Origin of the sequence: Aquaspirillum serpens DSM 68 (genome assembly GCF_000420525.1) — a bacterium.
Classification (GTDB): Bacteria; Pseudomonadota; Gammaproteobacteria; order Burkholderiales; family Aquaspirillaceae; genus Aquaspirillum; species Aquaspirillum serpens.
In genome coordinates this window covers 1-7,874 of sequence record NZ_ATVC01000087.1, presented here as the reverse complement: position 1 = coordinate 7,874, position 7,874 = coordinate 1, and the positions used below count along the sequence as shown (strand labels likewise).

The window sequence follows — 7,874 nt, the reverse complement described above, 5'->3', positions numbered from 1 at the left end:
TATTACTGAAAAATGACTTTGCTGGCATGGAAGCCCTATTCCATAGCCTATTTTCCAGCATTCCCTACGATTGGCAACGCAACAACGCCATTGCCCAATACGAAGGCTACTACGCCAGCGTGTTCTACAGTTATTTCGCGGCCCTCGGCTTAGACATCCGGTTGGAAGACATCACCAACAAAGGCCGTATTGATATGGCAGTGCTGTTTAATCAGCAAGTGTATTTATTTGAATTCAAAGTCGTTGAAGCCACCCCACAAGGCAAAGCCTTACAACAACTACAAGACCGAGGCTATGCCGAGAAATACCGCAGCCGAGGTGAACCGATTCACTTAATCGGGATTGAGTTTAGCCGTGAACAGCGGAATGTGGTGGCTTGTGATTATTTATTAGGTTGATCGATGAACGTCTATTTAGTGTTGAAACATGCCCATCTCAGTTTTGTTGCATTGAGTATTGGCTTAATGTGGTATCGCATGGGATTGCGTTGGTTGCAACCCGTCAAACTCAACCAGATGCGCTGGTTGCGTTGGTTGCCTCATCTTATCGATACCCTGTTGTTATCCTCGGCTCTCGGGTTGTGTTGGTTATTGCAACAATGGCCAGGGCAAAGTGCGTGGCTGACAGCGAAAGTAATTGCCTTGCTGGTTTATATTGTGTTGTCGAGTTTGGCTTATAAGCGACTTCAGACAAAGTCGAGTCAACTGGTTTGTTTTGTTCTGGGTCAAGCTGTTGTGCTCTATCTGATAGGTGTTGCTATCCACAAAACGCCATCAGCGTGGTTTTAAGCCCACAAAAATAACAACCCCCACCTATTGCTAGGCGGGGGTGTTTTCTGTCCATCCCACTTAATTCACCGGTTCAAACCGGCGTTGGGATTAGTGGAATTGCTCTTCTTCGGTCGAACCGGTCAGCGCGGTCACGCTGGATTGGCCGCCTTGGATGACAGTGGTCACATCGTCGAAGTAACCAGTGCCGACTTCCTGTTGGTGCGACACGAAGGTGTAGCCACGATCGCGTGCAGCGAATTCTGGCTCTTGCACCTTCTCGACGTAGGCGGACATACCACGTTGTGCGTAGTCTTGTGCCAAGTCGAACATGTTGTACCACATGGAGTGAATACCAGCCAAAGTGATGAACTGATATTTGTAGCCCATTGCGCCCAGTTCGCGCTGGAATTTGGCGATGGTGGCATCGTCCAAGTTTTTCTTCCAGTTGAAGGAAGGCGAGCAGTTGTAAGCCAACAGTTTGCCTGGGAATTTAGCGTGGATTGCTTCTGCAAATTGACGCGCAAATTCCAGATCTGGGGTACCTGTTTCACACCAGATGAGGTCGGCGTAAGGTGCATAAGCCAAACCACGGGAAATGGCTTGTTCCAGACCTTTTTTGGTTTTGTAGAAGCCTTCGGCGGTGCGCTCACCGGTCACGAATGGTTTGTCGTTTTCATCGTAGTCAGAGGTCAGCAAGTCAGCTGCTTCAGCATCGGTACGAGCCAAGATCAGGGTTGGAACACCCAACACGTCGGAAGCCAGACGAGCAGCGATCAGTTTTTGCACGGCTTCTTGTGTTGGCACCAACACTTTACCGCCCATGTGACCACATTTTTTCACCGAAGCCAATTGGTCTTCGAAGTGAACGCCAGCAGCACCGGCTTTGATCATGGACTTCATCAATTCGTAGGCATTCAACACGCCACCGAAACCGGCTTCAGCATCAGCAACGATAGGTGCGAAGTAGTCGATGTAACCTTCTTGACCTGCATCAACGCCTTTGGAGTGTTGAATTTCGTCTGCACGTTTGAAGGTGTTGTTGATACGCTCAACCACTGCAGGCACCGAGTTCACTGGGTACAGCGATTGGTCTGGGTACATCGACATGTAGCTGTTGTTATCAGCAGCAACTTGCCAGCCGGACAGGTAAATGGCTTTGATGCCAGCTTTCACTTGTTGCATGGCTTGACCACCGGTCAATGCGCCCAAGCAGTTGATGAAAGGTTCGTTGTGTACCAGGTTCCACAGTTTTTCAGCTCCGCGACGAGCCAAAGTGTATTCCACTGGGAAGGAGCCGCGCAGGCGCTCCACGTCAGCAGCAGTGTAGCCACGCTTAATACCGGCCCAGCGTGGGTTCTCGGCCCAATCTTTTTCAATAGCGGCGATACGTTGTTCGCGAGTTGTCATGTGTAAAACCTCAGGTGTAGAAAAAATAATGTTGCTAAAGCGAGCCTAAGCCCTAACGTGTGCCTCTTGCACTAAACAAGAACGCAACACAGGGTTGGATTACCCCTGTGTAAGCCAGACTCTGATAGTGAGTCTGGCCTTTACCTCAGCGCAGCAGACGAGGTGATTCGTTGCTGTGCACACCGGTTTAACGGTGTTGTGGGGAAGATTAGAGCATAAAAAAAAACGTCTGTGTGCACCGCACAACAAAAAAATGCTGAGTTTTTTTTGGGGTGTTCAATAGTGAAAAATGCAAAATAAAAACTGTCATTTTGCACACCTGCTAGCTTGTTTTTCCGAACTTCTACGGTTAAAAACGAAAAACCAGCCCATCTCCCACAATTTATCCAGCCAGATTTTTTTAAACCTTATGTCATAGGCTCTTGAAAACCCCTACTGTTGCCACGACTATCATCGCCGCCACATCGATATCATCGAACCCTCTTACTCATTAAGGTGTGTTATGACTCAAGCAGAACAACCCGATCCAATTCCTGTTGCTAATGATGAAGTGTCCGCTGCGACTGGTGAGACTTTGAGTTTTAATCAGCCAAACGATGATCAAGCGCAACAGATTGCCGAACTAGAAGCCAAAATTGCCGAGCTAAACGATCAGTTTTTGCGGGCGCGGGCCGAGATGGAAAACGTGCGCCGCCGCGCTGCTGAAGATGTGCAAGCGGCCAATAAATATGCGATTAGCCGTTTCGCCAGTGAACTATTGGTGGTGCATGACAGCTTAGAGATGGCTTTATCCGACACGTCCGGTCAGTTTGACACCCTGAAGGTCGGGGTCGATATGACCTTGAAACAGCTCAACAGTGCATTCGAAAAGGTGAATTTAGTCGCCATTCATCCATTGGGTGAAAAACTGAATCCTCACCAACATCAAGCGATCAGCATGATTGAACATGAAGCAGAACCGAATACGGTGGTGCATGTGATGCAAAAAGGGTATCGCTTGGTTGATCGTGTTTTGCGTCCCGCTATGGTGGTGGTGTCCAAAGGGCGTGCTTAAGCCTGTATTAAGTTTCTCTTGAAACGGCAACACTCATCCCTATTTAGCAGAACAAGCATTAACACTCACATATCGGCAGCGATTTGTTTCGATCGGTGCCGTAAAAACAAAGTAAGGACAAAAAAATTATGGCAAAAATTATCGGTATTGACCTCGGTACAACGAACTCTTGTGTGGCAGTGATTGAAAACAGTCAGCCAAAAGTGATTGAGAACGCCGAAGGCGCACGTACAACCCCTTCCATTATCGCTTATATGGAAGATGGCGAGATTTTGGTGGGTGCACCGGCAAAACGCCAAGCCGTGACCAACCCAAAAAATACTTTGTATGCGGTGAAGCGTCTGATTGGTCGTAAGTTTGAAGAAAAAGAAGTCCAAAAAGACATCGATCTGATGCCTTTCAGCATTGTGAAAGCTGACAACGGTGATGCTTGGGTCTCGGTGCGCGATAAGAAAATGGCTCCGCCACAAATCAGCGCCGAAGTGCTGCGTAAGATGAAGAAAACCGCAGAAGACTATCTGGGCGAAGAAGTGACCGAAGCCGTGATCACGGTGCCGGCGTACTTTAATGATAGCCAACGTCAAGCTACCAAAGATGCCGGCCGTATCGCTGGTTTGGAAGTGAAGCGGATTATCAACGAACCCACTGCCGCTGCTTTGGCCTTTGGCATGGATAAATCCGAAAAAGGCGACCGCAAAATTGCCGTGTATGACTTGGGCGGTGGTACTTTTGACGTGTCGATTATCGAAATTGCTGATGTCGATGGCGAAAAACAATTTGAAGTGTTGGCAACCAATGGTGACACCTTCTTGGGTGGTGAAGATTTCGACCAACGCTTGATGGATTACATCGTTGATGAATTCAAAAAAGAAGCAGGTGTGGATCTGAAAAACGATGTGATGGCCTTGCAACGTTTGAAAGAAGCCGCAGAAAAAGCCAAGATTGAGTTGTCTTCGGCCCAACAAACCGAAATCAACTTGCCCTATATCACGATGGATGCAACTGGCCCTAAACACTTGGCGATGAAGATTACCCGCGCCAAATTCGAAACGCTGGTGGAAGACCTGATCACCCGTTCGATGGAGCCATGTAAAATCGCCATTAAAGATGCCGGTTTGTCGGTATCGGATATTGACGATGTGATTTTGGTTGGCGGTCAAAGCCGGATGCCAAAAGTCCAAGAAGCGGTTGAAGCTTTCTTTGGCAAAGCCCCACGTAAAGACGTCAACCCTGATGAAGCGGTTGCCGTGGGTGCAGCGATTCAAGGTTCGGTGTTGTCTGGTGATCGTACCGACGTGCTGTTGTTGGACGTAACCCCACTGTCGTTAGGGATTGAAACCTTGGGCGGTGTGATGACCAAGTTGATTCAAAAGAACACCACCATCCCCACTAAAGCATCGCAAGTATTCTCGACTGCCGATGACAACCAAAACGCAGTGACTATCCATGTGTTGCAAGGTGAGCGTGAGCGTGCAGCCGCCAACAAATCATTGGGTCAGTTTAATCTGTCGGACATTCCACCTGCACCACGTGGCATGCCACAAATTGAAGTGACGTTTGATATTGATGCGAACGGTATTTTGCACGTCTCGGCCAAAGATAAAGCGACCGGCAAAGAAAACAAAATCACCATTCAAGCCAGCTCTGGTTTGTCGGAAGACGAAATCCAACGCATGGTGAAAGATGCCGAGCTGAATGCGGAAGAAGATAAAAAACTGGCCGAATTGGTTCAAGCCAAGAACCAAGCAGAAGGCTTAATCCACTCGGTGAAAAAATCTTTGACTGATTACGGCGATAAGATTGGTTCCGATGAAAAAGCCAAAATCGAAAGCGCAATCAAAGAAGCTGAAGAAGCCGTTAAGAGCGATGATAAGGCACAAATTGACGCGAAATCTGAGGCGTTGATGACTGCGAGCCAAAAACTGGGCGAAATCATGTATGCTCAGGCGCAAGCTGAAGCCGGTGCGGCTCAGCCCGAAGGTGGCGCGAAGGCTGATAAAAAAGAAGATGGCAATGTTGTTGATGCCGAATTTGAAGAAGTGAAAAAAGACAAGTAAGACGCGTCATCGGGAGGGAACGGTTTGTCGGATGACGGGCCGTTCCTTCCTTTTTCTTGAACTCTTTCGCGTCCCACACCCCCTATGAGCAAACGAGACTTTTACGACATCCTTGGTATCAACCGTGATGCCGCTGATGATGAAATTAAAAAAGCCTATCGCAAACTGGCGATGAAATACCATCCGGACCGCAATCCGGACAGTAAAGAAGCAGAAGAGAAATTTAAAGAAGTCAAAGAGGCTTATGAAATTCTCTCTGACAGTCAAAAGCGTGCCGCTTATGATCAGTATGGCCATGCTGGGGTTGACCCACAAGCTGGTGGCTTTGGTGGCGGTGGCGGCGCAGGGTTTGGTGGCTTTGGTGATGCCTTTGCTGATATCTTTGGTGATATCTTTGGCGGAGGCGGGCGCAGCGGCGGTGGACGCAGTAATGTCTATCGTGGTGCAGACCTGCGTTACAACATGGAAATTTCGCTGGAAGAAGCAGCCAAAGGCTGTGAAAAACAGATTCGGATTCCGGCTGTCGAAACATGCGACACCTGCAACGGCAGTGGGGCTAAACCGGGGACACAGGCACAAACCTGTTCCACCTGCGGTGGTCACGGCCAAGTGCGGATGCAGCAGGGCTTTTTCTCGATCCAGCAAACTTGCCCAACGTGTCATGGTACTGGCAAGGTGATTCCTGAGCCTTGCTCAGCGTGTCATGGTTCTGGCCGAGTGAAAAAACACAAAACCTTGAACGTCAAAATTCCGGCAGGGATTGATGAAGGTGATCGTATTCGCTTAGCGGGTGAAGGTGAACCGGGGGTCAATGGTGGGCCTCACGGCGATCTTTACGTGGTGGCGCACATCAAGCCACATGCGGTTTTCCAGCGTGAAGGACAAGATTTGCATTGTGAGATGCCAATCAGCTTTTCCACAGCAGCGTTGGGTGGCGAAATTGAAATCCCAACCCTCGATGGTGCTGCCAAGCTCAAAATCCCGCCAGAAACACAATCGGCACAGGTGTTCCGCTTACGCGGCAAAGGGATTAAAGCGGTTCGTGGCACAACCTATGGTGATTTAATGTGCCATGTGGTAGTAGAAACCCCCGTTAAATTAACCGAGCGGCAAAAAGAGCTATTGCGTGAATTTGAAGCGATTAGCCAAGGCGATAGTGCGAAACACAATCCGCGTGCCAAGTCATTTATGGATAAATTGCGTGAATTCTTTGAGTAATTAAACGCAATATTCAGGCAACAAAAAACCCCGTGATAAGCGGGGTTTTTTGTGACTAGCTAATGAAATTATTCATCCATCTGGCTTTGCAGATAGTTTTGTAAGCCGATCTTATCGATCAGTTCTAACTGTGTTTCCAGCCAATCGAGATGTTCTTCTTCGCTTTCGAGAATGTCTTCTAATAAGTCACGCGTGACATAGTCTTTGACATGCTCGCAGTGGGCGATGGCTTCGCGCAGTAATGGAATAGCTTCATTCTCGAGTTTGAGATCACAGGCCAGCATTTCTGCAGTATTCTCACCGATATACAACTTGCCCAAGTCTTGCAAGTTAGGCAGGCCTTCGAGAAACAAAATACGTTCGATAATTTTATCGGCATGTTTCATTTCATCGATGGATTCATGATATTCATGCTCGTTTAGTTTTTTTAAGCCCCAGTTTTTATACATACGGGCATGTAAGAAATACTGATTGATGGCTGTCAGTTCGTTTTTCAGAATCTGATTTAAGAACTTAAGTACTTTTTTATCGCCTTGCATCACACGACCTCCTAACAGGGATTCACCTGTTAAGGTTATTCGTTATTGCAGGCAAAAGCTAGGCTCACGCTAAAATTTTCCGTTTATGCCGGCATGAAAGGCAAGTTGAGAAATAACCACTAAAACGAGAATTAGGCGGCGACAGGCAAGGCTTTGGCGGTGTTGTGTTGGTTGGCCAGTGTGTCTTGCAAAATTTCATGAGCGCAGCGTGCACAGGCACCGCATTCTGAAGCAACCCCAAGGCACCGGTTGAGATCGCGCAGGCGTGTGGCGTGGCCTTCGGTAACGGCAGCACGGATTTGATGATCTGTAACACCATGACACAAACAAACATACATGATGCGGCCCTCAAAAATTAGAGATGAGAAACAATATCAACTGCATTGTGGTTTATTTGAGAATCGATGTCAATTACTTTGATGGCACATTGTGTGTGCTGGCTGCCGGTGTGCGATGGCGTTCAGCGTTTGACATCCTCCCCGCCCTAAAGAGCGGGGATTCCTACGGCGCTTTGGTCTAGACACAGGCCAAAGTCGCTTCGGTGGGTTCCTGCTGCTGGCGGTCTTGCTGCACCACTCACTTCACAGGCGAACTGGGTATGTCCTACCCTTTTTGTGACTTATGCGGCAGCTAAAATCGCTTGGCCGCGTTTTAGAACATTGATCGCACCGACGACATCGGCGTGGTTTTCATAGCCGCATTGCACACATTGAAACTGCGCTTGTGTTTGGCGGTTTTCAGCCGAGATATGGCCACAACTTGGGCAAGTACGGCTCGTGTTTTGTGGTGGTACAGCAATGAGATGACCACCGTTCCACGCTAGTTTGTA

At 48.3% G+C, this 7,874-nt stretch carries 9 protein-coding genes; 5 read left to right on the top strand and 4 right to left on the bottom strand.

The features are described from left to right. Both G465_RS0112190 and G465_RS0112185 read left to right on the top strand, forming a co-directional pair. Positions 1 to 398: PD-(D/E)XK nuclease domain-containing protein (locus G465_RS0112190; protein ID WP_027405447.1), on the top strand; the 398-nt coding region annotated here is incomplete at its 5' end. Positions 399 to 401: 3 nt separating this feature from the next. Beyond that, positions 402 to 788 (top strand): SirB2 family protein, encoded by a 387-nt coding sequence (locus G465_RS0112185; protein ID WP_022654727.1) that lies wholly within the window; start codon positions 402 to 404, stop codon positions 786 to 788. Between the two features lie 90 nt (positions 789 to 878). On the opposite strand, the gene aceA is transcribed toward G465_RS0112185, so the two are convergent. Further along, positions 879 to 2,177, bottom strand: coding sequence for an isocitrate lyase (gene aceA, locus G465_RS0112180; RefSeq protein ID WP_022654726.1), 1,299 nt, complete (start codon positions 2,175 to 2,177; stop codon positions 879 to 881). A gap of 502 nt (positions 2,178 to 2,679) precedes the next feature. Here aceA and grpE point away from each other — a divergent pair. The 3 genes from grpE (at position 2,680) to dnaJ (ending at position 6,506) form a co-directional block, all read left to right on the top strand. After that, complete coding sequence (gene grpE / locus G465_RS14700; protein ID WP_022654725.1) at positions 2,680 to 3,231, top strand: nucleotide exchange factor GrpE; 552 nt, start codon at positions 2,680 to 2,682, stop codon at positions 3,229 to 3,231. Between the two features lie 128 nt (positions 3,232 to 3,359). Beyond that, complete coding sequence (dnaK, locus tag G465_RS0112170) at positions 3,360 to 5,288, top strand: molecular chaperone DnaK (RefSeq protein WP_022654724.1); 1,929 nt, start codon at positions 3,360 to 3,362, stop codon at positions 5,286 to 5,288. Between the two features lie 84 nt (positions 5,289 to 5,372). Beyond that, complete coding sequence (dnaJ, locus tag G465_RS0112165; protein ID WP_022654723.1) at positions 5,373 to 6,506, top strand: molecular chaperone DnaJ; 1,134 nt, start codon at positions 5,373 to 5,375, stop codon at positions 6,504 to 6,506. Between the two features lie 68 nt (positions 6,507 to 6,574). Here the strand turns inward: dnaJ and bfr are convergent, their stop codons facing one another. From bfr to G465_RS14695, 3 genes are all read right to left on the bottom strand, one after another. Further along, positions 6,575 to 7,045 (bottom strand): bacterioferritin, encoded by a 471-nt coding sequence (gene bfr / locus G465_RS0112160; RefSeq protein ID WP_022654722.1) that lies wholly within the window; start codon positions 7,043 to 7,045, stop codon positions 6,575 to 6,577. A 131-nt stretch (positions 7,046 to 7,176) separates the two neighbouring features. Further along, a complete protein-coding gene (locus tag G465_RS0112155; protein ID WP_022654721.1) occupies positions 7,177 to 7,383 on the bottom strand; it encodes a bacterioferritin-associated ferredoxin in 207 nt (68 codons plus the stop codon). Between the two features lie 281 nt (positions 7,384 to 7,664). Next, positions 7,665 to 7,874: zinc ribbon domain-containing protein (locus G465_RS14695; RefSeq protein ID WP_040399756.1), on the bottom strand; the 210-nt coding region annotated here is incomplete at its 5' end.

Bases quoted from the DNA above. Each gene is read 5' to 3' on its own strand.
- dnaJ (WP_022654723.1), top strand. From the start codon at position 5,373: ATGAGCAAACGAGACTTTTACGACATCCTTGGTATCAACCGTGATGCC.
- bfr (WP_022654722.1), bottom strand. From the start codon at position 7,045: ATGCAAGGCGATAAAAAAGTACTTAAGTTCTTAAATCAGATTCTGAAA.
- G465_RS0112155 (WP_022654721.1), bottom strand. From the start codon at position 7,383: ATGTATGTTTGTTTGTGTCATGGTGTTACAGATCATCAAATCCGTGCT.
- aceA (WP_022654726.1), bottom strand. From the start codon at position 2,177: ATGACAACTCGCGAACAACGTATCGCCGCTATTGAAAAAGATTGGGCC.
- grpE (WP_022654725.1), top strand. From the start codon at position 2,680: ATGACTCAAGCAGAACAACCCGATCCAATTCCTGTTGCTAATGATGAA.
- G465_RS0112185 (WP_022654727.1), top strand. From the start codon at position 402: ATGAACGTCTATTTAGTGTTGAAACATGCCCATCTCAGTTTTGTTGCA.
- dnaK (WP_022654724.1), top strand. From the start codon at position 3,360: ATGGCAAAAATTATCGGTATTGACCTCGGTACAACGAACTCTTGTGTG.